At 53.3% G+C, this 26,237-nt stretch carries 23 protein-coding genes and 3 pseudogenes; 10 read left to right on the top strand and 16 right to left on the bottom strand.

Translation table 11 applies throughout. From position 1 onward, the window contains the following. Positions 1-22: 22 nt before the first annotated feature. The 3 genes and pseudogenes from KP22_RS12995 to KP22_RS12985 all read left to right on the top strand — a co-directional run. Positions 23-522, top strand: a pseudogene (locus KP22_RS12995) (tyrosine-type recombinase/integrase); the annotation flags it as partial. A gap of 38 nt (positions 523-560) precedes the next feature. Beyond that, positions 561-1,063 (top strand): annotated as a pseudogene (locus KP22_RS12990) (TetR/AcrR family transcriptional regulator). 62 nt (positions 1,064-1,125) lie between these two features. Continuing rightward, on the top strand, positions 1,126-2,286 hold the full coding sequence (locus KP22_RS12985) for an IS30 family transposase (RefSeq protein WP_039324627.1): 1,161 nt from the start codon (positions 1,126-1,128) through the stop codon (positions 2,284-2,286). A gap of 233 nt (positions 2,287-2,519) precedes the next feature. Here KP22_RS12985 and KP22_RS12980 read toward each other — a convergent pair whose 3' ends face one another. Continuing rightward, positions 2,520-3,170 carry a TetR/AcrR family transcriptional regulator gene (locus KP22_RS12980; RefSeq protein WP_039324626.1) on the bottom strand — a complete coding sequence of 217 codons (651 nt, stop codon included), beginning with the start codon at positions 3,168-3,170 and terminating at the stop codon, positions 2,520-2,522. Between the two features lie 729 nt (positions 3,171-3,899). On the opposite strand from KP22_RS12980, the gene KP22_RS21770 reads away from it, so the two are divergent. After that, entirely contained in the window at positions 3,900-4,091 is a 192-nt protein-coding gene (locus tag KP22_RS21770; RefSeq protein WP_244880029.1) for a hypothetical protein, read from the top strand. A gap of 377 nt (positions 4,092-4,468) precedes the next feature. Continuing rightward, positions 4,469-5,332 carry a class I SAM-dependent methyltransferase gene (locus tag KP22_RS12970; RefSeq protein ID WP_039298598.1) on the top strand — a complete coding sequence of 288 codons (864 nt, stop codon included), beginning with the start codon at positions 4,469-4,471 and terminating at the stop codon, positions 5,330-5,332. A 104-nt stretch (positions 5,333-5,436) separates the two neighbouring features. On the opposite strand, the gene KP22_RS22430 is transcribed toward KP22_RS12970, so the two are convergent. After that, positions 5,437-5,604, bottom strand: coding sequence for a hypothetical protein (locus KP22_RS22430; RefSeq protein ID WP_156103702.1), 168 nt, complete (start codon positions 5,602-5,604; stop codon positions 5,437-5,439). On the opposite strand from KP22_RS22430, the pseudogene KP22_RS22780 reads away from it, so the two are divergent. Further along, positions 5,562-5,837 (top strand): annotated as a pseudogene (locus KP22_RS22780) (hypothetical protein); the annotation flags it as partial. The gene KP22_RS22430 and the pseudogene KP22_RS22780 sit on opposite strands and share 43 nt — an antisense overlap. Here KP22_RS22780 and KP22_RS22950 read toward each other — a convergent pair. The 5 genes from KP22_RS22950 to KP22_RS12940 all read right to left on the bottom strand — a co-directional run bounded on the left by KP22_RS22950 (position 5,790) and on the right by KP22_RS12940 (position 9,342). Next, positions 5,790-5,945: an AraC family transcriptional regulator N-terminal domain-containing protein gene (locus KP22_RS22950; protein WP_342342027.1), complete on the bottom strand. Its 156-nt coding sequence runs from the start codon at positions 5,943-5,945 to the stop codon at positions 5,790-5,792. The pseudogene KP22_RS22780 and the gene KP22_RS22950 sit on opposite strands and share 48 nt — an antisense overlap. Positions 5,946-6,451: 506 nt before the next feature. Then, entirely contained in the window at positions 6,452-7,342 is an 891-nt protein-coding gene (locus tag KP22_RS12955) for an oxidoreductase (protein ID WP_039298591.1), read from the bottom strand. A gap of 69 nt (positions 7,343-7,411) precedes the next feature. After that, positions 7,412-7,687: an EamA family transporter gene (locus KP22_RS22185; RefSeq protein ID WP_231566819.1), complete on the bottom strand. Its 276-nt coding sequence runs from the start codon at positions 7,685-7,687 to the stop codon at positions 7,412-7,414. Positions 7,688-7,841: 154 nt separating this feature from the next. Beyond that, entirely contained in the window at positions 7,842-8,516 is a 675-nt protein-coding gene (locus KP22_RS12945; protein ID WP_039298588.1) for a glutathione S-transferase family protein, read from the bottom strand. A gap of 79 nt (positions 8,517-8,595) precedes the next feature. Further along, the gene (locus tag KP22_RS12940) at positions 8,596-9,342 is read right to left on the bottom strand and encodes an SDR family oxidoreductase (RefSeq protein ID WP_039324624.1); all 747 of its coding nucleotides are present in this window, start codon (positions 9,340-9,342) and stop codon (positions 8,596-8,598) included. 137 nt (positions 9,343-9,479) lie between these two features. On the opposite strand from KP22_RS12940, the gene KP22_RS12935 reads away from it, so the two are divergent. Then, the gene (locus tag KP22_RS12935; RefSeq protein ID WP_039298582.1) at positions 9,480-10,382 is read left to right on the top strand and encodes a LysR family transcriptional regulator; all 903 of its coding nucleotides are present in this window, start codon (positions 9,480-9,482) and stop codon (positions 10,380-10,382) included. Between the two features lie 153 nt (positions 10,383-10,535). On the opposite strand, the gene KP22_RS12930 is transcribed toward KP22_RS12935, so the two are convergent. The 5 genes from KP22_RS12930 to KP22_RS12910 form a co-directional block, all read right to left on the bottom strand. Further along, positions 10,536-11,780, bottom strand: a complete 1,245-nt coding sequence (locus KP22_RS12930) for a multidrug effflux MFS transporter (RefSeq protein ID WP_039324623.1) — start codon at positions 11,778-11,780, stop codon at positions 10,536-10,538. A gap of 124 nt (positions 11,781-11,904) precedes the next feature. After that, positions 11,905-13,194: a beta-ketoacyl-ACP synthase II gene (fabF, locus tag KP22_RS12925; protein ID WP_039324622.1), complete on the bottom strand. Its 1,290-nt coding sequence runs from the start codon at positions 13,192-13,194 to the stop codon at positions 11,905-11,907. A gap of 76 nt (positions 13,195-13,270) precedes the next feature. Continuing rightward, entirely contained in the window at positions 13,271-16,360 is a 3,090-nt protein-coding gene (locus KP22_RS12920) for an efflux RND transporter permease subunit (RefSeq protein ID WP_039298575.1), read from the bottom strand. After that, positions 16,357-17,466, bottom strand: a complete 1,110-nt coding sequence (locus KP22_RS12915) for an efflux RND transporter periplasmic adaptor subunit (RefSeq protein ID WP_039298572.1) — start codon at positions 17,464-17,466, stop codon at positions 16,357-16,359. Before KP22_RS12915 ends, KP22_RS12920 begins: the two co-directional genes overlap by 4 nt. Before the next feature lie 76 nt (positions 17,467-17,542). Beyond that, a complete protein-coding gene (locus KP22_RS12910) occupies positions 17,543-18,157 on the bottom strand; it encodes a TetR/AcrR family transcriptional regulator (RefSeq protein WP_039324621.1) in 615 nt (204 codons plus the stop codon). 86 nt (positions 18,158-18,243) lie between these two features. Here KP22_RS12910 and KP22_RS12905 point away from each other — a divergent pair, with 86 nt between their 5' ends. From KP22_RS12905 to KP22_RS12895, 3 genes are all read left to right on the top strand, one after another. After that, complete coding sequence (locus KP22_RS12905; RefSeq protein WP_039298568.1) at positions 18,244-19,716, top strand: efflux transporter outer membrane subunit; 1,473 nt, start codon at positions 18,244-18,246, stop codon at positions 19,714-19,716. A 78-nt stretch (positions 19,717-19,794) separates the two neighbouring features. Continuing rightward, positions 19,795-20,580 (top strand): SDR family NAD(P)-dependent oxidoreductase, encoded by a 786-nt coding sequence (locus KP22_RS12900; protein WP_039324619.1) that lies wholly within the window; start codon positions 19,795-19,797, stop codon positions 20,578-20,580. 396 nt (positions 20,581-20,976) lie between these two features. After that, complete coding sequence (locus KP22_RS12895; protein ID WP_039324617.1) at positions 20,977-22,476, top strand: SulP family inorganic anion transporter; 1,500 nt, start codon at positions 20,977-20,979, stop codon at positions 22,474-22,476. Here the strand turns inward: KP22_RS12895 and KP22_RS12890 are convergent. The 4 genes from KP22_RS12890 to KP22_RS12875 are packed head-to-tail and all read right to left on the bottom strand — an operon-like array spanning position 22,462 to position 26,228. Then, positions 22,462-23,412 (bottom strand): ABC transporter ATP-binding protein, encoded by a 951-nt coding sequence (locus KP22_RS12890; RefSeq protein ID WP_039324615.1) that lies wholly within the window; start codon positions 23,410-23,412, stop codon positions 22,462-22,464. The two genes, KP22_RS12895 and KP22_RS12890, sit on opposite strands and share 15 nt — an antisense overlap. Further along, entirely contained in the window at positions 23,409-24,404 is a 996-nt protein-coding gene (locus KP22_RS12885; protein ID WP_039324613.1) for an ABC transporter ATP-binding protein, read from the bottom strand. The genes KP22_RS12890 and KP22_RS12885 overlap by 4 nt, the downstream gene beginning before the upstream one ends. A gap of 2 nt (positions 24,405-24,406) precedes the next feature. After that, entirely contained in the window at positions 24,407-25,270 is an 864-nt protein-coding gene (locus KP22_RS12880) for an ABC transporter permease (protein ID WP_039324611.1), read from the bottom strand. Between the two features lies 1 nt (position 25,271). Then, positions 25,272-26,228, bottom strand: a complete 957-nt coding sequence (locus tag KP22_RS12875) for an ABC transporter permease (RefSeq protein WP_039324609.1) — start codon at positions 26,226-26,228, stop codon at positions 25,272-25,274. Positions 26,229-26,237: the final 9 nt, after the last annotated feature.

Below are 26,237 nucleotides of genomic sequence, written 5' to 3'. Positions count from 1 at the left end.
TCGATGACGGAGTGACCCCCAAATGTCTCTTAACGACTCAAAAATCCGCAACTTAAAACCATCAGCAAACGCTTCAAAGTTTCCGATTCTCACGATCTGTACCTTTTAGTTAATCCAGCCGGTTCACATCTCTGGTATCTCAAATATCGCATCAATAGAAAAGAATCACGCCTCGGCTTAGGTGCCTATCCTGATGTCTCTCTGGCTGATGCTCGTCAGCAGCGTGACGGTATCCGCAAATTGCTGGCGCAGAATACCAACCCCGCACAGCAGCGCTCTGCTGAAAGAACCACTTCCTCACCAGAAAAAACCTTCAAGACCGTGGCATTGAGCTGGCATAAAAGCAACCGCTCATGGTCAGAGAACCACTCCGCCCGTCTGCTTGCCAGCGTGAATAACCACATCTTCCCGACCATTGGACACCTGCCGGTCACAGAACTGAAAACTCGCCACTTCATCGACCTGCTGAAAGGGATTGAGAAAAAAGGTTTGCTGGAAGTGGTGGCCCGTACCCGACATTATCGTGGCGGAGCGTCAAAGAACAGGTTCGCGAAAACAGGATGCGAATTGTTGAAACAGCTTCAGAGCTTTTTCGTGAGCGCGGTTACGATGGCGTAGGAGTAGCGGAACTGATGTCAGCGGCAGGGTTGGGTTCTACAAGCACTTTGGTTCCAAAGCTGATTTATTGTCGGAGGCAATGAGCTGTGGTTTTACGCGATCCGCAAAAAGTACGGAGGATGTAGTTCGGGAAAAATTTGTTGAATATTACCTCTCCCGGCGACATCGTGATGACAGGAGAAAAGGTTGTGTGATGTCGGTTCTGGGTACTGATGCAGCGCGTCAATCTGAGTCAATCAAGGAGACGTTTGCGGCCGGAATTGAACACCAACTGGCAGTTTTAGGAAATGAAAATGGTACGCGCGCTGACCTGATAGATACCATCGCGCATCTTGTCGGCGCTCTGGTGCTGTCCCGTGCCTGCCCGGATAATTCCGTTCTGGTTGATGAAATCCTGGATGTGTGCCGCGCGCGTCTTAACAGACATGACGCCCGTAAGGATTGAAATTGCCGTGTGAGTTCAATGGGTCGATGCAACGCTATCCTTAATCAAGGGGGGACGTTGCCATGAAACGAAGAACTCGGATTAACTACACGCCAGAGCAGAAGGCGATTATCTGGGACAGATATAAGCAAGGTGATTCCCTGCATGATATCGCCAGAATGTTCGACAGATTTCATTCTTCTATCATGCCCACAATCCACCAGACAGGTGGCTACCGTCCTCCCGTGCGAAAGCGGCATCGATTAGCGCTTACGCTTGATGAAAGAGAGGAGATATCCAGAGGACTGGTAGCAAAACTCAGTATCAGGGACATCGCTGCCAAATTATCAAGAGCCCCCTCAACGATTAGCCGCGAGGTCAGGAGGCACGGAGGTGCCAGGCAATACCGTGCAGCAAAAGCCGATACTGCTGCGTGGGAAAATGCTCTGAGACCAAAACCTTGCAAGCTAATTGAAAGCCCCACATTGTGTAAAATCATTGCAGAGAAGATGCATCAGAACTGGTCGCCGGAACAGATCGCCGGTTGGCTGAAACGCTGTTATCCGGATAATCAGGAAATGCATGTGTCACACGAAACGATTTATAAAACGCTTTTTATACAAACCCGGGGGGCATTAAAAAAAGAGCTGCAGCAATGCCTCAGAAGCGGAAGAGCGGTTCGTAGATCCCGAACGTCATCACTTAAAGGGAAAGGATTAGGGAAAATCCCGAATGCGATACCTATCAGCGAAAGGCCACCGGAAGCCGCAGACAGAGCCATACCTGGTCACTGGGAAGGTGATCTGATCCAAGGCTCGAAAAACTCCTATATCGTCACCCTCGTAGAACGCCATTCCCGCTTTGTTATGTTGGCCAAAATCAGGGACAACAAGACCATAACGGTTATATCTGCACTCATCAGACAAGCCCGGGAATTGCCTGTTGAGCTTTATAAAACATTAACCTGGGATCGGGGAGCTGAAATGACCAGCCACACCCGGTTTACTGTAGCAACAGACATCCAGATTTACTTCTGTGATCCTCAATCTCCCTGGCAACGTGGCTCAAATGAAAATACGAACAGGTTGCTCAGACAATATTTTCCAAAGGGAACTGACTTATCGGTTCACAGTCAGCAGAGACTAAACAGCGTTGCCAGACAGCTCAACGAAAGACCGAGAAAAACGCTAGACTATGAATCACCCGCAGAACGGTTCAATAAGTGTGTTGCGTCCATCAGTTGAACTCACAGGGAGAAGCGGACATCACTTAAGTAATTTATAAGTTGAACAAAACACGAGAGAAGCGTCGCCTTCATCCTGATGGCAACCTGGACCTCGAAAAATACGTGCGTCTTCTTATTGTTGAGAGAAAAATGAGGTATCGCGATCGATGCCAGCTTCGACGCGCGTGACGACCCAATACGGCAAAGCATCAGGACAACGGATTAGAAGAAAATTAATTACTAAACAGGGTATTAACTACCTCTGCGATCGTTGCTGCCGTGCGCGGCTATGAACATGGCGACGGCCGACCGGCAATAGGATTCGATTTCGTTATGATCCTCTGCTTTCGCCTCATCGAAACGAGCGATCATCAGGAGATCGGAGCCTTTGAAAAGTGCGGCAAATAAGCGGGCAGACCGGAGAGGATCGGGCACGTTCAGAGCCGCCTTCGCGTGCAACTGACGCAACAGAGCCTCGATCTGGGCGATGACATAGGCGGGGCCAGCTTCGTAATGGAGCTTGCTTAACGACTTTTGATTCGTCTTGTCGGCCATGATCGTGGTTTCGACACGGCGGACGTCCGGGCTCAACAACGTGCGAAGCAGGGATGTTCCCACCGCCATGAGCTGATCTGCCGCCGAACCGCCGATGCCTTCAATAAGGGCCTGTGGCGCAAACTGATGGCAGTGGGCCGCGATGGCCGCGCTGAACAGCGTCTCCTTGTTCTCGAAATGCCGATAGATGCTGAGCTTGGATATCCTCGCTCGCTTGGCGACCTTGTCTAAGGTCGTCGCCTGAAAACCCAATTCCATAAAGAGTTCGCCAGCAACATCGACTATCGTTTTGCCAAGCGCCTTGTTGGCAGGTCGGCCACGTCGGCCCTGGCTGGTTTTTTCAGTCACAACAATTACAGTCCTTGGCAGTATCAAAATCAATCAATTATGATACCAGTTAGTTTCGCAATTTGTAAGTCAACGGGTGCCTATTTCTAACAGCTCCTTCTGAACTCGCCGTCCCGACTTGGTCCGGACGTGCAGGAGCGTGGCGTTGCAAAGGAGGCCTGGAGGTTGAACTCATGACGAGTCGACGAAGACTGCTTCAGCGAGGCTGTCCGGTCTCAAAAGCGTGCGAAGCAGGGATGATCCCATCGTCATGAGTCGAACCGGCGGAACCTTCAAAAAGTCTGCGGTGCGAACTTGGCAGTGGGCCACGATAGCCGCGCTGAACATCGCCTCCTGGGATAGATGCTGAGTCTGGATATCTTCGCTCACTGAGCAACTTGGTCTAGGGTCGTCGCCTGAAAAACCAATGCCACAGAGAGTTCGTGCGCGGTATCGGCTGTCGTTTGGTCAGGCGCCTTGTTGGCGGAGCGGCCGCACCGGGCCTGATTGTTTTTGCTCGCGCCAATTAGAGTCCTTGGCAGTATCATTAATTATTTATTAGGATACTACTCAGTTTCATAAGTGTGTATGCTTAAAACTGAATCTTATTCTGGCCTCCAAATCAAGCTTCCCTGAACCGTCCGCCGATATCGAATATGGCATCATCCGGCCGGTCAAGACGGTGATAGGCAACTTTCTCGCCGATCCCAAAGCCCAATCTCCTACATCCACAACCTGGAGTACAACACCATGAATGACGTTATCATCATCGGCGGCAGCGTTGCCGGCCACTCGCATGGCCTGCTCGGTCACGATCACAAGCCACCGCTGGATATCCGCCGAGGCTCGGCAGCAGCCTGTGCGCTATCCCTCGATCAGGCTGGTCAGTGCCCAGGCCGAGAGCGTCTCCGGCACCATCGACGATTTCTCCGTCCTCACTGACGATGGCGGCAGCCTCAGGACGCGCCGTCCCCAACGGCAGAGCCTTTCGACTTCGCTGCACTCACCAGCGACGTACTGGCGCTGATTGATCTCTGGTCTCTCGGGCGCCACGTGGAATTGATTGGTCACGACTGGGGTGCCCCTGTTGCAGCTTTACGGTGCCAACGATGGCTGCATCCTCACTGCTCAGGTCGATGACCGACATCGGTTCGCCTCACGACGCGTGATGGAGGTTGTTCCCAATGTAGGCCACTTCCTTCACATAGAGGCCCCCATGGCGATAGCAGAAAGGATTCAGTATGGTGCGATCAACGCCATTTCCCCCAGCCCCAATAAAAGGGTAGGTCATTGAAAGCGTATAAGAATAAGGGGAAAGCATGAAAGAGCAAAGTGCATATCAGGCCACCGACTGGAATGGCCAAAGTGGGGAAAGCTGGGTCACTAACCAGGCCCGGCTCGACGCCATGCTGGCGGTGTTCGGCCAGGCCGCGATCGAAGCCGTCGCGCCCGAGGCCGGCGAGCGCGTGCTGGACGTTGGCTGCGGTGCCGGCGCATCGAGTATGGCTCTGGCCGCCCGCGTCGGTGCGTCGGGTCAGGTGCTGGGTGTTGACATATCCGAACCGCTGATTAGCCGGGCTCGCGCGCTTTCACCACAGGAAACATCGACCCTGTTCCAGGTGGCCGATGCCAGCAGGGCCGAGCTGCCCGAGGGGGCGTTCGACATCCTGTTTTCGCGTTTCGGGGTAATGTACTTCGATGATCCTACAGGGGCGTTCCTCCACTTGCGACGTGCGCTCCGGCCCGGCGGTCGGGTCGCTTTCGTCTGCTGGAGGGGGGCGAGCGAAAACGACTGGGTACGCCTGCCCATGGATGCGCTCAGGAGCATCGTCCCGCCGATTGCCCTCCCCGACCCCGAAGCGCCCGGCCCATTCTCGTTCGGCGACCAGGAACGCGTGGCACGTATCCTGACAGCGGCCGGCTTCACAGATATCGCAATTGCGCCCTTCGATGCTTCCATCCCGTTTGGCGTAGGTGAGACGCGGGATGCGGCTATCGACGACGCGGTGAAGATGGCCTTCGAGGGCGGCCCACTGTCGCTTGTGCTCGCTGATCAGCCCGACGACATCCGTGTCCATAGCTGGGCCACAGTTCGTACAACCTTCGCGAGCCTATCCGGTGAACGTTCAGTAATGATCGACGGCGCGGCGTGGATCGTCATGGCAAGTAATCCGACATGCTGATATGTATTGGCATGGGAGACACACCCGCTCGGTTAAGCAGGTGTGTCTTTGGCAGATTGGATTTACCCCACAGCGGTTCCTTGACGCGACATGCAACAGATACGTCAGGCTATCGGCATCCCTTCAGAAGAAAATAGCCACCACTGAATCTTGCGGTCGTCGAGCAGGTGATTAATCAATGTCCGCTTCGCCCCCTGAGACATTCGACAAGCTTTTTTACGACATTCATCCGGTAGTGGAAAAGGAGCAACGGGCATCAGCCAGAGAACCATGGTTGATATTTACCAATACGGATAAATTCCCCCCTAAGAAAATCATGAAGCTCTACAGAGGGCTTTATCTCCACTATCAGGCAAACAGCGCTAAAAGCTGAAGGGTCATATCGTTTCTGACATTAGCGGGAAATGTATTGCGACATTCTCCGCGAATATTAAAGCGGGTAGTGTTGGTAAATATTTTAAACCAACTCGCCAGCACCTACCGAAGTATGGTGCTGGTTTATTAGTGGTGGATTTGTGGGGATCCCGCAGCCCTGCGGGAGAAGATAAAGCAATTCCCGTTCGAGCATGGGGCCAAGAACCGGGATATCGTCAGGCGTATCAAGCAACGCCATCACTTCGCTACCTTATTTAAGGACTCAAATGCTAAACGCTCAACTGACGCTCATCAGCTACCCTTTGTGCCCGTTCGTTCAGCGAGCGGCAATTGTACTGCTGGAAAAAACGTATCCTTCGAAAGGATTGACGTCAACCTCGAGGCGAAGCCAGACTGGTTTCTGACGCTTTCGCCGACGGGCAAGTTACCATTGCTCAAGGTAGAATTCGCAGATAATTCTGATATGGTCCTGTTCGAGAGCGGACCATTTGCGAATATTGCAACGAAACGCAGGCTGGAGACAGCCTTTCATAAAGCAGAATATCTCGATGCCCGCCGTGCAATGATGCAGTGATGGTCGAATTATCTGGATACGTGCCGGGTAGCCTATGTACCGCCGTATATCCCAGGCACGGAAATAACATTAAACTGCATAATTCTGGATAAAAGCCGTATCATTATCCTGCGTTCTTATTGAGGCTTGTGACAGAGCAAGGGGTGCCAGTTTATAATCTGTCAGATCGATCAGCCCGGCCCGTCGCTGCCTGCGGCAAGCAGCGGAACGATGACATCGCTGATCGGCGTTGGGATGCCATGCTTCCGCCCGTATCGCTGCACCACCCCGTTACGAACATCCCATTCAAGGGGGCGGTTCGCCTGCCTATCAGCAAGGATTGAGGTACCTAAATCAGCCGGAGCGCGATGGAATCCATCCACGATCTCCTGCGGAACATCAGCGCCCAACGTTGCACCTTCGGCACGCGCGACGGCAAGGCATTCATGCAAATAAGCCAGCGCAAGCCTGGTGATATCCGGACGCATATACATGCCGGCACGGCGATTCGCCAGCACCATCAGTCCTGCCACCGCGTTCTGGAGTAGCTTGCGCCAGGCGACAGAGGTGAAATCAACCGCCAGCTCGACGGTGCACCGGGTGCCGCTTAACGCGTTTAGCACTAGATTCGCCTCAGGAGAATCCGGCAGGGTGATGCGCGGCCTGGCCCGCAACCACACAGACGCATCCGGCTCCCGTTGTGCCGGGAACCAGACCACAGAAGGCAACACCGTGGCACCGCCAGCGCACAATGCCAGTTGGTTTCGTTGTTCGACGCCATTTTGCAGGGCGCAGACCACCGAATCTTTGCCACATAAGACCGCAAGCCACGGCGCTATCGCCTCAGTCTGCGTCGCTTTTACGGCAACAAAAATCAGATCAAATGGTCGGGTTATCTCCGTTGGATTGACGAGTACAGGACCCGGGACTACTATCCGTCCATCATCATGCCGTAGCTCTAGTTGAGGATATGCAGTACGACCGCAGAGAACGGGGGTTCGCCCCACTTCATGCAATGCCGCTGCTATGGTGGTCCCGATAGCACCTGGGCCAATAAGCGCAACAGATAGATTCAACGACATCGTTTTATTCTCCTTAGTATTTATTACTGAGCCGCTACAGTCGAGTTGCCATATTCTGGGCGGTAACCCTCAGCCAATCAGTATTGTACCGGTAACAATCATGGTGCATGCCATGATTTTCCTTATGGACCGAGATTCACCAAGAAACACATAACCTATCACTGCCGCAAATAACACGCTGGTTTCACGTAATGCTGAAACGGCCCCCATTGGTGCACCTGACATGGCGTAAATAACGATGCCATAGGCCAGCAGCCCCCCACAAAGCACACATCCACGCGGTGTAAGCAACTGGCTCACCGGATTGACGTGCGCCGAGACCATTAATAATGGTATATGCTGCAATAAAACATCCTGTTGCCAGCGAGTAGTAAAGACTCGGTATTACAAGCCTGCGGCCTCTGAAAGCAAGCAAAATAATCCCAATGGATATAAGCGCCACACCAGATAATGTGCTCTTGCCGAATTTATATATACAGCGGTTGCACAGTTAATAGCTTCAAGCAGCGAGAATTGCAGAATGCTGACGGAGATGATTTTGGAAAAGTTCTGCATAATCTGATGATACAGCGGCTTTTACGCTTTCCCTTTCCGCAAGTGCAGCTTTCCATGCGCAAGCACGCGGAAGTCCCTCAAAAATCGCCTCAGATACGGATGCATCGATGATGGAGAAGTAACGGAAAATAGGGGCGCAGGCCGCATCAACCATACTGAATTCAGCACCAGAGAAATAAGGCCCTAAGCTCAATTCAGATTCAATACGCTCAAGTTGCTCACGGAACACCGCGCGTTTGCTGTCTGCAATGGCCTGATCAGTCGCATTTAAAAATTGCCATGCATTTCCAAGCATTGATGTAGAGAACTCGATCCATGCGCGCTGTCTGGCCCTTACTAATGCATCGTCAGCATACATCGAATCACCGTCTTGCGTTTCATTAAGGTACTCGCCGATCGCCATGCTCTCGAAAATAATGGCATCTTCACCGTTTGCCTGACGCACTTTAAGTAGCGGTACCTTGCCAGTGGGTGACAGAGCAAGAAACCAATCAGGCTTCGCCGATAGGTCTACATTTACGCGTTCAAATGGCACATTTTTTTCGAGAAGAACGATCGCTGAACGCTGCACAAAGGGACATAGTGGGTGGCTAATAAGTGTTAAGTCATGGGTAGACATCTTAAACTCCAGATAAAATGATAGCCCGCCGCCATAAAAGATGGCGGGCTTGATGAACTGTAAATCTTATTTTGGTGGCTTAGATTGAAACGCCGCCGTCGATGATGATTTCTGAACCCACAGTCCAGGCAGACTCATCAGATGCGAAGTAAAGCACCGCTTGCGCTACTTCTTGAGGCTTACCAAAACGACCTGCTGGGATGGTAGCAACGATATCTTTCATCACTTGATCATGATATTCCACTGGAATCCCCGCCTTATCGTAAAGCGGTGTGTCAACTGGGCCTGGGCTCACTGCGTTGATACGAATTCCACGAGAAAGTAACTCATTAGAAAGTGTTTTTGACATGTTCAGCAATGCCGCTTTGGTTGAACCATAAACGGAAGAGTTCTCAGGCCCGGTGTGAGCATTTATAGATGTATTAAAGACCACTGATGCAGAGCTTGCGAACACTGGCAGCAGTGCCTGCATTAGGAAGTAAGGACCTTTAACGTTGATATCATAAATACGGTCGAACATCTCTTCTGTCCATACCTCGATTGGCATATACATTGATATACCAGCATTCAGGAAAGCGATATCCAGTTCACCAAAGTGTTCCTTAACCGTTTGAGCCAAAGCTTTCTGTGCATTCACATCAGCGGAATCAGCGCGCACTACTAACACATCATTACCAAGTTCTACTTTCGCCTTTGCGATAGAATCAGGGTTAACACCAGTAACAATTACGCGTGCACCTTCTGCAACAAACAGCTTCGCTGTTTCAAGACCAATACCACTTGTTCCACCCGTAATCAGTGCGCGTTTACCGTGTAATCTAGACATGTAAAAATCTCCTGTTAGTTTTAACAACTAATCGGCGAATGACCGATTTGATAGCCACTATAAGCTCATGCCCATATAGTGATAAGATTGTATTCTTAAATATGTTTCATGCATTAAAAGCATAAATGGGTTTCAGGATGGATAGATTACTTTTGATGACATGCTTTGTCCGTACCGCTGAAACAGGCAGCTTTTCCGCTGCCGGTAGGGATTTAGGCTTAGGGCAACCGAACGTGAGTCGTCATGTTGCAACCCTCGAAGAGCATTTGCAGACCAGATTACTTCACCGATCAACCCGCAAGCTTTCCCTCACTCCTGAAGGAGAACGTTATTATTTGGAAGCAAGGCGTATTCTGGAAGCCGTCGAAGAGTCAGAGTCTTCTTTCAGAGAAAATGTTACACCCACAGGACTATTACGCGTTGCTTGCCCCACAGCATTGGCTCACACATTCTTAGTCCCGCACATCCCAGATTTTTTAGAACGCTACCCTGAACTAACACTCGAACTACAGATTAATGACCGCTATATCAACCTCGTTGATGAAGGAGCTGAGCTGGCAATCCGCATTGGGCACCTGGAGGACAGTGCTATGCGTGCCCGCAGACTTGGCATGTATGAGCGAGTCTGTGTTGCCAGTAGCAAGTACTTAGCTAAACACGGAACCCCTAATACCCCAGAGGATTTAAAAAAACATAATTGTTTGATCTATACCTTGCTAACAACAGGAGCTACCTGGAGATTTCAGGATACCAATGTTCCTATTTCGGGTCGGCTCAGGGTCAATTCACCAGAAGCAGTACAGAAATTTGTCAATGCAGGGGTTGGGATCGCACAGGGCCCAGAATGGCTGTTCGAGGAGGGACTGGAAAATGGCAACTTACAATTATTACTGACTGATTACACTGCACCGCCCGTTCCCATTCAAGCCGTTTATGTTGCTAATCGACTTTTACCAAAACGGGCGATTGTGTTCATGGATTTTGTTGCTGAAATTTTTGAAAAAAATCCCGCATTCAAAGTTTACAACGCAATGAAATAAGCCTGAGAAAACGAACATATCTGAATCATTAGTAAAATTTTGTTAACACCATTCCGATGCAGGGAGCCAAATTTGAAAATCCCGCTTAAGGAAACTTAAGCGGGATTTCAGACTAATGACAAAGTCTGAGAAACGTATACTTAGGCCGGATATTTAAACACCGACATTATTCATATTTGCCTGTGAACGACAGCGAAATAATACCAGTGCAATCAGGCAGGCCGCTGCCTGTATGCCGCCCAGTGTAGTGACGGCGGGAAACGTCAGTACCGAGCCGAGCCAGGTTGTCATCGCAGCCATTCCCATCGTCAAAAAACCGAGCAGAGCAGAAGCCAAACCCGCTTCCTTGCCAAAGGGACCCATTGTAATCGCCGTTCCCAGTGGGTTGGCTAAGCCCATTCCCCAGAGGAACACGACCATGGACAAGGTATACCAGCTCAAACTCGGCGCTTCCGGCCCAACCAGTAGCAAGCACCCACCGACTAACGCGGCAGCGAGTCCCGCCGAAGCAATCCTTCGCGAGCCATAACGGCGAGCCAGTCGCGGCGCAGCCATGCCTGCCCCAAAGACAACAAATACGGTGGAAGCAAAGTACAGCCCGGTCTGAAGCGATGATAGGCCAATCCCAGTCATCAGAATCGCCGGTGCCGCACCAAAAGAAGCAAACAGTCCGCTCATCAACAGACTCATCGACAGCGCCGGGAGGATAAATTCACCATTCACAACCAGCTTGCCGTATGCAACTATCACGCTCGGAATTGAATATCGGCTCCTACGCTCCGCGGGGTGCGTTTCCCCCAGTCCATGAGCATAGAAAACCGCGATGACAAAGGCAGTAAGACCCACCAGTATAAAGATCGCTCTCCACCCCAGAGTAGTGGTCAGTACGCTACCCACTAGTGGTGAAAATCCGGGGGCCGCCGCCGTCGCGATCATCGTCAGAGATAGCGCACGCGCTAGCGTTTCACCGTCAAACAAATCACGTGCAATTGCGCGCGCTAACACCGCAGCAGCGCATATACCCAACGCCTGAATGACTCTTCCAACAACCAACGTTTCAAGTGAACCGGCAAGGCCGCCAACTACCGTGCCAACGATAAATATTGACAGCCCCCCCAACACAAGTTTCTTGCGTCCGTAGCGATCTGCCAACGGGCCGACCACCAACTGCGCCAGTGCGAAGGTGATAAAAAAGCTAGAGAGGGTAAGTCCAAGCTCGCGGGCAGATACTCCCAACTGCTCCCCGATATCCGAGAATGCGGGAAGAATAATGTTAGTAGACAGTATACTGATGGCCGAAAGCCCCGCCAGTAACGCGACAATTCTCCCAGTTAGCGGCTGCCCCTCTGACAAATGGGTCTCAGGCGCGATTACTGTGGGAGAGTTTTCTGGATTCATGATAAACGCTCATGAAAAGAAATCGACGATCTGAGTAAGAAAGACACGTCATTCACTGGATTTTTAACCGCCACCATATCTTCTGCTGCACGAGTAAAGCCCGGGATTAACCGATGAAACCCACTCATGCCGTCGCTTCCCATCGGCGAAAAAGCACACTTGCATTGACGCCACCGAAACCGAAACCGTTGGATAAAGCATACGTTATCGGAGCGTAGCGTGCCTTTAACGCGACAAAATCCAGACCACGTCCCGCCTCGTCCACGTTACACAGGTTTAGCGTGGGCGGAATAACTTGGTCACGCAGGGCAAGCACAGTAAATATCGCTTCAATGCCACCTGCCGCCCCCAGAAGATGGCCAGTAGCTGATTTGGTCGAACTGACCGCCACGCCAGATTCACAACCAAATACTGACTGAATCGCCGCCATCTCTCCTCTGTCACCTACCTGAGTCGACGTTGCATGGGCATTGATGTGCTGTATCTCATCGGCATTGATCCCTGCCTGGCCTAAAGCCAACGCCATCGCCCGTCGGGCACCGCTACCATCTTCCGGCCCGGCAGTCAGGTGCCATGCATCGGCACTGGTACCATATCCCACTAGTTCCGCCAGTGGCGTAGCACCGCGCGCCAGTGCATGCTCAAGGGACTCAATCACTAATAATCCAGCACCTTCCGCCATAACAAACCCGTCACGATCACGATCAAAAGGCCGCGACGCTTCTTCTGGCTTATCTGCAAACCCGGTAGAAAGCGCACGTGCAGCGGCAAAGCAGCCTAGCGTGACACGATCAATGGCGGCTTCTGTGCCACCGCAAATGGCAATGTCCGCTTCTCCACTTCTGATAAGGCGAGCCGCATCACCAATAGCCTGCACACCAGCCGCACATGCTGTAATGGGTGCGCCAAGCGGTCCTCTGAACCCCTGCTGGATCGAGACTTGGCCTGCTGCCATATTGGCCAGAAATGAAGGCGCGGTGAACGGTGACAACCTCCGAGGACCGCGCGTATCGGTAGTGCGAACGGCTTCAGCAATAGCACCAAATCCTCCCACTCCCGATGCGATAATTGTCGCCGTCCGCTGCCTATCCTGTTCATTAGCCGGGTGCCAGCCGGCCTGCGTCACAGCCTCCTGGGCGGCGATAAGGGCAAACTCTATGAAGCGATCCATTTTCTTGCGCTCTTTAGCCGGTATAAATCGCTCTGGCTCATAACCTGCTTCAGGGTCTTCCAAGAGCCCAGGAACCTGCCCTGCTACGGAAATACCTGTACCTTCACTGATATCAGCAGAAAGTGTTCTTATGCCCGATCGCCCTTCCAGCAGCCTGCGCCAGACTATCTCTGTACCGCATCCCAGAGGACTGATAATACCGCAACCAGTTACGACTATTCGCCTATGACTTTTTACCGTCATGGTTAAATCCCCATCATTTCAGTCGATGTATTTAGGGCCGCCGAGTCGTAGTACGGCGGCCACATCCGCGTCAGCGTCACGCCGTAGCCTGTTGTTCCGCACGCTTCTGGTCATCAGGACGTATTTTGAACCAGATGGCGTACATCGCTGGCAGGAATACCAGCGTGATGATAGTCCCACCAAATGTCCCGCCAATCAGGGTATAAGCCAGCGTTCCCCAGAAGACAGAATGCGTCAGCGGGATAAACGCCAGTATGGCGGCCATCGCCGTGAGCAACACTGGCCGGGCTCGCTGCACTGTCGCTTCCACCACCGCGTGGAACGGCTCCAGCCCTTCCTGCTCGTTGTGATGGATCTGCCCTATCAGGATCAAGGTGTTACGCATCAGGATGCCCGACAACGCAATCAGTCCCACAAGCGCATTGATGCCAAACGGCTGATTGAACAGCAGCAGCGTTGGCACCACTCCAATCAGCCCCAGTGGCGCGGTGAGGAAGACCATCACCATCGCCGACATCGAACGCACCTGCAGGATGATTATCAACAGCGTCATGGCAATCATGATAGGGAATAGTGGAGCCATCGCCCCGGTGGCTTTTGCTGACTCCTCAATTGGCCCGGCCTGCTCAATACGATATCCGGCCGGTAGTGTATCGATGACGGGCTGTAACTGTTTCAAAATCGTCGTCGAGACATCCGGCGGTTGCAGATTTTCAGCGATATCACCACGCACGGTAATGGTCGGGGTACGATCACGGCGGCGCAGAATAGGATCTTCCATATTCACACCGACATCCCCTATCTGTGACAAAGGAATTCGCTGACCAGCAGAACCCACCAGTGTAAAGCCTGCTATTTTTTCAGGATCGAGTCGAATATCCCCCGCAGCGCGCGCCATAACTTGCACCGAACGGATGTCTTCACGCACAAACGTGATCGGAACGCCCGATAGCAGGAACTGAAGCTGCTGAGCGACGGCATTCGATGTCAATCCTACCGCCTGGAGGCGGTCCTGATTAAGCGTAAAATGCAACGTCGGCACCTGCGTGCCCCAGTCAGTGTTAACGGTTCTCATCATCGGGCTATCCAGCATCACCTTTTCTACCTTGCTTGCAATCTCACGCAGTTGTGCCGGATCAGGCCCCATGACACGGTAGGCCACCGGATAGGGAGAATACGGGCCAAACACCAGTTGCGTCACACGAACCAACGCTTCAGGTACCAGGCCCTCAGCAACGACTTCACGAAGTCGGAACTTCAGCGCCTCGCGCGCTTCCGGGTTATCCGTACGCACAATAATCTTCGCAAACGACGGATCGGGGAGTTCTGGTGCCATGGCCAGGAAAAAACGTGGTGAGCCCTGCCCAATATAGGACGTAACGATTTTTGCCTCTTCCTGCTTTCTCAGCCAATCTTCTATCTTCGCCGCCGCCGCACCGGTCTGTTCAATGGAGGTGCCATAAGGCATCTGCACTTCGACCAAAACCTCTGGGCGATCGGAGGTCGGGAAAAATTGTTTTTTCACCAGTCCCATGCCTAAGATCGCGACAGCAAAGACGGCGATCACTGTGCCCGCCACCACCCATTTACGGGCAATGACGTGCGCCAGCAATTGGCGAAAGCGGTTGTAATGACGCGTGTTGTAGATGGCGGCGTGCCCACCTTCAACCGTTTTGATGTTTGGCAACATCTTCACGCCCAGATAAGGCGTAAACACCACCGCTACAACCCACGATGCAATCAGAGCTATACCCACAATCCAGAACATGTTACTGGTATACTCGCCAGCGGTGGATTGCGCGAAACCGTTGGGCATAAAACCCACTGCAGTCACCAGCGTGCCGGCCAGCATCGGTGCCGCCGTGTGGCTCCAGGCATAGGCAGATGCTTTGATACGGTCGTAGCCCTCCTCCATCTTCACCACCATCATTTCGATGGCGATAATGGCATCATCCACCAGCAGACCCAGCGCCAGGATCAAAGAACCCAGCGTAATACGGTCGAAGTTTTTGCCGGAAGCCTCCATCACCACAAAGACAATAGCCAGCGTCAACGGCACCGCTGCCGCAACAACAACGCCCACACGCCAACCCATACTGATGAAGCAAACCACCATCACCACGAGCAGCGCGACGAAAAATTTGATCATGAACTCGTCGACGGACGAACTGATATTCACTGACTGATCGGTGACTTTCGTAAACGTCATGCCAAGTGGCATACCTTCATTGATTTTGGTCGTCTCAGCATCCAGTGCCTTACCCAAATCCAGGCCATTCCAGCCCTCACGCATCACGATGCCCATTAACAGCGCTGGCTCGCCCTGATTACGCACGAAAAAGGTTGCAGGGTTTTCGTAGCCACGCTCAACTGTCGCCACATCTGAGAGTTTCAGTGTTCTCCCCTGCGCGACTATCGGCGTTTCTCGAATCTTCTCCAGCGTGTCAAAGGCACCATCCAGGCGGATAAAGACCTGCGGCCCGCTAGTATTAATCGAACCGGCAGGCGTCAGTACGTTCTGATTGTTCAGCGCGGAGAAAATATCCTGAGAGGAAATGCCCAGCGTCGCCAGCCGGTCATGGGAAAACGAGACAAAGATGCGTTCGGCCTGCTCCCCGATGATATTGACTTTTTTCACACCAGGGACATGAAGCAGGCGCTGGCGCAACGACTCAGCATCGCGGACGAGCAGGCGCTGTGGTTCCCCTTTCGCCTTCAGCGCAAAGAGCGCAAAGGTCACATCGGAGAATTCGTCGTTAACCATTGGTCCGATTACACCTGCTGGAAGATTCTTCGTCTCATCGCCAAGCTTCTTACGCGCTTGATAAAACTCTTCCTGCACTTGTGAAGGCGGTGTACCGTCCTGCAATGACAGCATGGTAAAAGCCAGCCCAGGGCGCGTGTAAGTCTCACTTCGGTCATACCACTTGAGTTCCTGCATACGTTTCTCAAGCGGTTCAGCTACCTGATCCTGCATTTCCTGTGCGGTAGCGCCCGGCCAGGCAGAAATAATCGTCATCTGCTTGACCGTAAACGGCGGATCTTCCGCTCGGCCCAGTTCGAAGAACGAAAGAATACCGGCCACGGTAATCAGGATGATAAGAAATAAGGTGATTGAGCGCTCGCGGACGGCGAGTGCTGAAAGATTGAATCGACCGTCGCTCATGGTTGGCTCCCGGCGACACTGACATCACCTTGTGCAACCGTTCGGACTGCCTCACCGTCGTGCAACAGATGTGCACCTAAAGCCACAATCTGTTCACCGGGCTGTAGGTCGCCAGTCACCCTCGCCGTGTCATCCCCCAATCCAATCACCTGAACAGGGTGCCACGATACTTTGGCTGGCTTGTCTAAAATACCCCATACCCCCGGCCCTTTTCCCGCATCATAAATAGCGGCGATGGGCACCTGAAGAACCTGCTCAGGTAACTTACCTTCAGCAATATTGAGTGTGACGGTGGAGCCAAGCGGTGCGCTCGCCAACGCGCCTTCAAGCACATATCTTGCTTCAAACGTGCGCGTCTGAGGATCGGCCGCGTCGGACAGCAGTCGCAGTTTCGCTGGAATTGACGGTTTAACGGCACCGTATAGCATTGCCATGGCCTCACTGCCGACCACCGGGCGTAGCGTCTCAGGCAAATGTACTACAGCCTCCCGTTGCCCCGCGCGCGCCAGTCGGACGACAGGCTGCCCTGCACTAACCACCTGCCCCGGTTCAGCCAGCGTATCTACCACCACGCCATCGGCGTCGGCCGTCAAAACGGCATACCCCGTAGCATTACGCGCCACATCGGCCTGTGCTTGCGCTGCGCTCAGGTCCGCTTTTGCCGTCTCGGCAGCAGCCTTTATCTGATCGTAAGCTGAAGCCGATATAGCACCTGCGGCAACCAGACCTCGATAGCGTGCTTCATCATCGGTAGCCTGTCTGGCACGAGCCCGAGCTGCGGTAACGGCCTGCTGCTGGGCTTGTGCCTGCAAGCTGAGATCGATAGGGTCCAAACGCATCAAAGGCTGGCCACGTTTAACGCTTTCGCCCGTATCGACCAGACGTTCAAGGATTTTGCCTTGTACCCGAAAACCAAGGTCACTTTGAATTCGGGCGACGACGACGCCAGTAAACGAGCGAGAAATCTCAGCGGCGCTCACCACAGTAGCCGCTCTCACCAGAGGAGGCAGATTGCGGGGATCGTCGACGTCAGAAGCGTCGCCACACGCCACCAAGGCGAGAGGCAACAGGCAAACAGCAATAGTGGCAGATTTGAGCCGAAGCATGGGTTCCCTTATCAAATTAGCAGGACAGTAACCACATTCTCTAGCCAGTGACTAAATTTGTCAATGGTCACAATTTTTAAGGTGCTAAGCTCCGTAATATCAACGACGGTAGTAACACCGCCGCTGTCGCTGCCGTATCCAAATTATATTGTAGTTGAACAGGACAAACATAAGGGCGCATGACCAGATAGATGGCATATGTCGCCTCATCCAGCGGCGTCTTGCGTTCAAATTCTCCGGACTGTCGCCCCTCAAGAAGAATTTGCTGAACAACCTGGCGTAGATTTTCTTCATATACCACTGCTGAAGGCCACCGGTCGCGAGAGGATACCGCGGCGATGTCATAAAGCTTGCGATCGTGAAAAAATAAGTCGCCGCCCGCGTCTATCAAGGCTTTGAACAGGCGTCGCAGTTTTTCTGAAGCCGTTGGCGCATCCGCAATCGCTGAATTGACAATATCCATAATCATTGCCAGTCGATTAGCGCAGATCATCTCACCGATCGCCTGTTTGGAATCAAAAAATTTGTAGATGTACGCCTTAGAAAACCCAATCGCCTTGGCCAGATCGGACACGGTTGTCTTCTCATAGCCAAAGTGTCCGAAGTGCTCAGTGGCAGCTTCCACAACCTGATCTCGGACGCTATGGTCCGACGGCCCACGTGGGGGATGTGTATTCATATGTTTAGTCATTTTTCAAGCTTATCTCACCGAGCCCTGATTGACAACAAGTGACCAATTGATAATATGGTCACAATCATTAAACTCAAGGAATTACTATGTTACCCCTTCGCACCCTTGCCTTGGTTGTGACCACTAGCGTAATGGCGGGTTGCGCGGTTGGACCGGATTATCATCGTCCGGACGCGCCACTCGCAGATCGTTATCAGGCGCAATCCGCCGCACAGCAATCCATCGCAAAACAAGGAAACACAAACCAGACTGCCAACATTGCCGTCTGGTGGGAAAGCTTTAGTGATCCCTTACTGAGTGAGTTAGTTTCAAGGGCTCTCGTACAGAATCTTGATTTAGCCCAAGCGTCCGCACGGATGACTCAGGCACGTGCTGGGCTTGGCGCGGCAACAGCGGCTCTGCTGCCATCAGGTAACGTCAGCGGACAGGCTACGCGTGCGTATCAGTCGGTTGAAACCGCACAAGGCCAGTTGCTCAACTCGGTTCCTGGCTATAATCGCTACGGGAATGCCTATGAAACCGACCTTAACGCAAGCTGGGAGATTGACGTTTTCGGCGGTCTGCGACGCGGTCGCCAGGCAGCTCTGGCTGACTATCAGGCCTCTGAGGCAGGCGTTGCCGCGACCCGCCTTGCCGTCGCGGCTCAAACTGCCGATATCTATATCACCCTGCGCGGATTACAAACTCGTCTTGCGGTAGCAAACAGGCAGGTCAACACACAGCAAGAACTGCTGGATAAGATACAGTTACTTCATAGCAAAGGGCTCGCCGCAGAGTATCAAGTCCGCCAGGTCGAGGGGTCGCTTTCACAAGTTCAGGCAACCGTGCCGATTCTCCAGACGGGTATCGATGCCGCGATGAACGCACTGGACGTTATGCTCGCGACACCTCCCGGCACCCATCGTACTCAGTTGGCTGCTTCGAGCACCATTCCACAACCCCCACAGCTCATATCAACAGGTACACCTGCCGATCTGCTGCGTCGTAGACCCGATATTATCGTAGCCGAACGTCATCTCGCGGCGTCCAACGCGCGCATCGGGGTAGCCATCAGCGAGTACTATCCTAAATTCTCACTCAGCGCATTACTCGGCAGCGCAACGTCAGTGTCGAGCGGCAACCTGTTCTCCAACGGTGCCAACCAATCGGCGGGCATATTGGGGTTGCGCTGGCGGCTCTTTGATTTCGGCCGCATTAACGCTCAGATCGATCAGGCTAAAGGGCAGGAAGCCGAAGCACTGGCAGCTTACCGCCTGTCAGTATTAAGCGCGACCGAAGACGTTGAGAACGCGTTCTCGGCACTGTTCAATCGCGAGACGCAGACAGCAACATTAATCACAGGTGAAACTGCGTTGGCTAGCGCACGCCAGTCATCTTTCATCGCTTATCAGAAAGGGACAGCTAGCCTGATTGACGTCCTGCACAACGATGAAACCTTGTTGCAGACTTCCGACGCCAGAGCGCAGGCCCAGACGGAATCTGCACGCGCTGCGGTCTCTGTATTCAAAGCGCTTGGCGGTGGCTGGCAGCCTCCAGAAGCCGCGGCGAAGATGCCCTAAGATCCCCATGTACCGATACGTAGATATGCCATCGACTAGCACCTGTACCGTTCACAATAAAAAACCGGAGTTATTGACATGACAGCAAAAAACAATGCATGGGTGCTCATCACAGGGGCTTCAAGCGGATTTGGTGAAGAGTTCGCGCGTCAATATGCCGCGCAGGGCAAATCACTCATTCTGGTGGCTCGGCGGCTCAATAAACTTGAATTGCTGGCAGCGGAATTGCGGGAGCGTTTTAACATTGATGTGCTGGTTGAACAGGCCGATCTTTCCGTGATGACCGCAATTAGCGATCTGCACAGTCGACTGCGGGAAAAAAATATTGTGGTTGATATATTAATTAACAATGCCGGCCATGGTTTGCAAGGCAACTTTTTGGATCAAACGCTCGATGACGCGCTGGACATGATTAATCTGGATATCGCAAGTTTGACAGCAATGACTCGGCTCTTTGCTGAAGATATGCGCGCCAGGCGTAAAGGACATATTTTGATGGTCGCCAGCCTGTTGTCCTATCAGGGCGTAAAGAATTTTGCCGTTTACTCAGCAGCGAAAGCATATGTGCTCAGGTTCTCCGATGCTCTGCATCGTGAGCTTAAAAACGACGGCATCATTGTCACCGCGCTTTGTCCAGGTATGTCTGATACCGGGTTTGCTGCAACCGCCAGGCAGAAACTCACTCCTGCATTAAAAGGGGTAATGATGCAGCCTAAGCCTGTTGTGCAAGCTGGCATCCGAGCGCTTCAGGCTGGGCGAATGAGCGTGGTTCCGGGTATGGGAAATAAGGCAATTACATTGCTGACCTGGGCCACTCCACGCTGGTTACATCAGGCCATCATGACCCGTGTGATGGGCGTATAAAGATAACACCGGAAAGCCAACAAGAGCGAACAGCCATCGTAATGGAATACACCTCTCTATCTTCGTGTATTGAATATACGCCAGTGCACCGCTGCGCGCGCTGGTTTTTAATTCACATTACGATCCCTATCAGGGCGCTATCATGCACGTGCATGATACAGCGCGGCGCGGGGAATTTATCAACATGCAATATCTCGATAACAGCCTCGTGGCACTTGATACCTAGTTATTGAGGGAGAAACACAACGAACGGACGGATAAGACAACATGCTATCCGTCCCTTCATTTCCCCACAGCTTTTCCTTGTCCGCCAACACAGGGCAGTATCTTTTATATTGCCGATAATTTATTCTCTCCCGCCTTTCTTCATTGACTATAAAAATTAAGCCTGCACCTATGATCTCATCATCCGACGCAACGCCGTCGCCGGTTCAATCAGCCACGTCAACGCTTGCCGCCTTACGCTCGCCTTCGCTGCTGATGCGTGAAATTTTAGCGGGCACCATCACCGCACTGGCGCTTATCCCCGAGGTGATCTCGTTTTCTATCATCGCGGGCGTAGATCCGAAAGTCAGCCTGATTGCCTCTATTGTCTTGTGCTTCACCATGTCTTTTCTCGGCGGTAGGCCAGCAATGGTTACCGCTGCCGCGGGCGCCGTGGCGCTGGTTATCGGCCCGATGGTGCACGCTCACGGTGTGGCCTATATTCTGCCTGCGGTGATTATGGCGGGACTGATCCAGATTCTGTTTGGGCTGGCTGGGTTGGCGAGAATGATGCGCTACATCCCCCGCTCGGTGATGATCGGTTTCGTGAATGCGCTGAGTATCCTGATTTTCGCCGCACAGGTGCCGCATGTTTTCGGCCAATCCTCACTGGTCTGGCTGCTGTTTGCGTTAACGGTAGCGATCGTTTTGCTGTTGCCTTATGTGGTGAAAAGTATTCCCGCCCCGCTGGTCGCGATTGTGACCGTGACGGCGATTGCCATGTTTACCGGCATCACGGTGCCTAACGTTGGCGACGCTGGCCCTATGCAGCCCGGATTGCCGAGCTTCACCCACTGGCTGGTGCCGTTCAATCTTGAAACACTGCGCATCATCTGGCCAACCGCGCTCAGTATTGCCTTCGTCGGCCTGATGGAATCACTACTAACCGCCAAACTGGTAGACGACATCACGGATACCCCGTCCAGCAAGCGCCGCGAATGCTGGGGACTGGGCGTTTCGAATATTTTCGCCGGATTCTACGGCGGCATTGCCGGGTGTGCGATGATCGGGCAAACCGTGGTCAACGTGGAGTTAGGGAAAGCGCGTACACGTATCTCTACCCTCGCCGCCGCACTGGTGCTGTTACTGCTGGTGACTGGACTGAGCGAGATCATGGCTAAGATTCCGATGGTGGTGCTGGCAGGGATTATGATGATTGTCGCGTTGAAAACGATGAACTGGCATAGCCTGCACCCCACCACGCTAAAACGGATGCCGCTGTCGGAAACGCTGGTGGTTATCGTGACGGTGATCGCCACCGTCTCGACGGGGAATCTGGCTATCGGCGTGGCGGGCGGCGTGATCTTTGCCATCCTGTTATTTGCACGTCGCGTGGCGCACGTCATTCACGCTGAGCGTCACGTAAGCGAAGACGGGCAGTCGGTGCACTATACGGTACGTGGGCCGCTATTTTTCGGCAGCAGTAACGATCTCTTCGAGCACTTCCTCTATGCACAGGACCCGCAGAACGTCACCATCGATCTGACGCATGCCCAGATCTGGGATGCCTCCAGCGTAGCCGCGCTCGACGCTATCGAAACCCGCTATCACCGCTACGAGGCGAACGTCTCGATCATCGGGCTGGATAACCACAGCAGCAAAATTCACCAGCGCCTGTCAGGGCATCTCTGATCGCACGCAGGCGACGCGATGCTCTGCATTAATCCAATATTCTTGCGTTGGATGTATGCGGCACCGCGCCAGTGTGCCGGGTGTGGGGTCGTCAAACTGACACTCGCCATCTTGCCTGGGCTGCATATCGACCTGAACAGTCCGTTTTAACCGTGGATGAGCCGGCGGAATCGATGCCAACAGAAAGCGCGTATACGGATGACGCGCCTGTGAAAAAAGCGTCGCCACAGGCGCTTCCTCGACAATACGCCCGCGATACATCACGCCAATACGGTCGGCGATATGGTGTACCACGCTCAGGTCGTGCGCGATAAACAAATACGCCAGCCCTTGCTCTCGCTGCAATGCCAAAAGCAGGTTCAGAATTTGCGACTGGATAGAGACATCCAGCGCCGACACCGGTTCGTCACACACAATCAATTTGGGCTCCAGTACCAGTGCGCGGGCAATCCCGATACGCTGGCGCTGCCCACCGGAAAACTCGTGTGGAAACCGTCTGGCATCCGCAGCGGTAAAACCGACTCGCGTCAGCATCCTAACTACCTGCGCCTTGCGCCATTGGCTGTCGTGTATGCTGTGGATAATCAGCGGTTCTTCAATGCTATACCCCACGCTACGCTTGGGATCGAGCGAGGAGAGCGGGTCCTGAAAGATCATCTGCATGTCACGCCGCAGTTGCCGCAGCGATTCAGCATTCTGCTGTCGGAGATCGTGACCAGCAAAGTGCAGTTCACCCGTATCAGCAGGCGTCAGCCCTAAGATGCTCCGCCCCGTGGTGCTTTTGCCGCTGCCCGATTCGCCGACCAGTGCGTACGTTTCACCGGGGAAAATATGGAAGCTGACATCATCCAACGCCACCCGCATTTTTTTGCGCCATCCCTGCCCAACCCGAAAGGTCTTACGCAGGTTTTTCACCCGCAATAACGGCTCATTCATATCCCACTCCCGAGGCTTTCCGCTTTCCAGCAACGCACGCGATGCCCCGATTCATCAGCAGTGGAAAGCACAGGCGGAGAACGGTGACAACGTTCATCCGCCAGCGGGCAGCGTGGAGCAAAACCACAGCCGGCAGGCGGATGGGACAACGGAGGAACACTGCCGGTTATCTCTGGCAGCTCGCTTTTACGCGGCGCATCAAGGTTAGGCACCGCACGCAACAGCGCCTGCGTATAGGGGTGACGAGCGTTGTCAAACAGCGTGAGCACATCCGCCTGCTCCACCACTTCCCCAAGATACATAACCAGCACGCGTTGACACATCTGTGCCACCACCGACAGATCGTGAGTAATCAGCACGATGCCCATGTCGGTTTCGGCTTTTAACTTATCCAACAGCGAGAGAATCTGCGCCTGAATGGTGACGTCGAGCGCCGTTGTCGGTTCATCAGCAATCAGCAACCCCGGCCCGCAGGCAATGGCGATAGCAATCATCACGCGCTGGCGCATTCCGCCGGATAGTCGATGTGGGTAGCTCACAGCACATGCAGAAGGGTCATGCATCCCCACCTGAGTAAGCAGTTCATGTACCCGCGCTTTCCGCGCCTGACGCGATAACGCAGTGTGCTGTCGTAGGCTTTCCTCTATCTGTTCACCCACGGTATAAACCGGATTAAGACTGGAGAGCGGATCCTGAAAAATCATTGCCAACGCATTACCCCGCAGGCGTCGTCGCTCCTCATCCGACAGCGACAGCAGCGGCTGACCGTTCAGACTGACCTCGCCGCCAACGCGGCTAGTACGTGCAGGCAGCAGCCCCATTAGCGCATCGGCGGTGACGCTTTTACCACAGCCAGATTCACCGATGATGCCCAGCGTCTCACGTGATTTCACCTCAAAAGAGATCCCTCGAACGGGATGCAAGAGGCCAGACGGTGCGGCAAACGTGACGCTCAGGTCTTTTACCGACAGTAGCGGTGTTTCACTCATCATATTCACTTTGAGGTCGTTGCCGCTTTCAGCAGACGGGTAATCCGGCGTGAAAGTGGCTTAAGCGTGGGGTCAGAGATATCGCGCAGGCCGTCTCCAATCATATTCAGAGACAGGATCAAAAGCACAATGGCAATACCGGGAAAAAAGGTCATCCACCAGGAGGTAAAAATCACTTTTTTCCCTTCTAACAATAAATTACCCAGACTGGGCGTTGGTGCAGGGATCCCCGAACCTAAAAAACTCAGCGCCGCCTCGGTGAGGATCGCGACCGAGAAGATCCACGACACTTGAACGATTAGCGGCGAGACCACGTTGGGCAGGATGTGCAACCAGATAATCCGGCGACTCGTTGCACCCTGAGCACGCAGCGCCTCGATGTAATTTTTTTCCTTGATCACCAGCGCCGCTGCTCGCATCACGCGAGCCACCGACGGCACATACACCAGCGATAGCGCCAGCACAACATTGGCAGGGTTGGGGCCAAGAATACCGACAATGGAAATCGCCAGCAGCAGAGAAGGGAAAGCAAACAGACCGTCACAAATCCGCATAACGATCGCATCGAGCAGACGATACCAGGTGCACAGCAGCCCAATCAGCGTACCAATTGCCCCAGAAATCAGCGCCACTGCTCCCCCAACGGACAGCGAGATCTGTACCGCAATCGCCACCCGTACGAACACATCACGGCCAAAATTATCGGTGCCAAACCAGTGCTGAAGCGAAGGTGAAGACAGACGAGCCAGAGGATTCAGCGCATAGGGATCGTAAGGGCTAAGAAACACGCCCCCTATCGCGACAACAAGGATAAGCAGCAGGATAGCGACACCCGTGGTCAGGAGTGAATTGGAAAACAGCGCTTTCATGTCACTCTTTCTCCCCTGATAGCGATATACGCGGGTCAACGGCATGCCCCAGAATGTCCACCACCAGATTAATCAGAACGTAACTGATGGTAATCAGCAGTACCGCCCCCTGAATCACAGAGAAATCGCGCCGCTCGATAGAATCCACCACCAGCGACCCTACGCCGGGAATACCGAACACGCTTTCAATCACAATCGTTCCCGTCACAAGTGAACCGAAAGATTCACCGCAGATGGTTAAAATAGGCAAGAGTGCATTTTTCAAACCGTGGCGTAGTAGAACGCGGTATTCCGATACACCTTTGGCACGGGCCGTTTTAATGTAGTTTTCGCTCAACACGTCGAGCATGACCGCTCGCGTCATGCGGGCGATCAGCGCGGCAATGCGCAGCCCTAATGCCAGCGCAGGGAGCGTCATATACCAGAGATTTACCAGCACATCGCCGCGCGTCGAGCTATATCCGACGACCGGAAACCAGCGTAACTGCACGGCAAAAAAGAAAATCAGAAACAGCCCAAGTAGAAAGCCGGGAATCGACATCCCCACCGCCGCTAGCCCCATAATCACACGATCCAGCAGCCGTCCCTGCTGCGACGCACTGAGCACGCCGGCAGCCAGACCAAGCAGTAGCGCTAACCCTTGCGCATAGAGCGCCAGTGCCAGCGTAGGTTGCAGATGCTGCAAGAAAAGCGACATTACGCTGGCATTCATGAACAGCGAGCGACCGAGATCGCCACGCAACACGGCACTAAACCACACGATGAACTGCGTCAGCAGGGGTTGATCCAGCCCCATTTGCTGACGCAACGCGGCGACATCTCCCGGACTGGCATCATTGCCCAGGATAACCAGTACCGGATCGCCCGGTGCCAGATGAACCAGACAAAACACCACGATAGAGACCACCAGCAGCACCGGTATCAACGCCAGCAGTCGATGGAAAATAAACCATCCCATTCACTTCTC

Source organism: Pectobacterium betavasculorum, assembly GCF_000749845.1.
GTDB classification, from domain to species: domain Bacteria; phylum Pseudomonadota; class Gammaproteobacteria; order Enterobacterales; family Enterobacteriaceae; genus Pectobacterium; species Pectobacterium betavasculorum.
The sequence above is the reverse complement of the archived record's forward strand: the minus strand, read 5'-3'. Positions and strand labels throughout refer to the sequence as shown.